Genomic DNA, 273 nt, shown 5'->3' on the forward strand with positions numbered 1-273 from the left:
CGGTCCTAAGGTAGCGAAATTCCTTGTCGGGTAAGTTCCGACCTGCACGAATGGCGTAACGATGGCGGCGCTGTCTCCACCCGAGACTCAGTGAAATTGAAATCGCTGTGAAGATGCAGTGTATCCGCGGCTAGACGGAAAGACCCCGTGAACCTTTACTATAGCTTTGCACTGGACTTTGAATTTGCTTGTGTAGGATAGGTGGGAGGCTTTGAAGTGGGGACGCCAGTTCTCATGGAGCCATCCTTGAAATACCACCCTGGCAACTTTGAG

General features: G+C 51.6%; 1 rRNA gene (only partly in view). It reads left to right on the top strand.

The annotated features are described in order from the left end of the window. Positions 1 to 273 (top strand): 23S ribosomal RNA (locus ASG69_RS00025); its annotated part runs 669 nt beyond the window's last position; the annotation flags it as partial.

The organism is Rhodococcus sp. Leaf225, assembly GCF_001426145.1.
GTDB lineage: Bacteria > Actinomycetota > Actinomycetes > Mycobacteriales > Mycobacteriaceae > Rhodococcoides.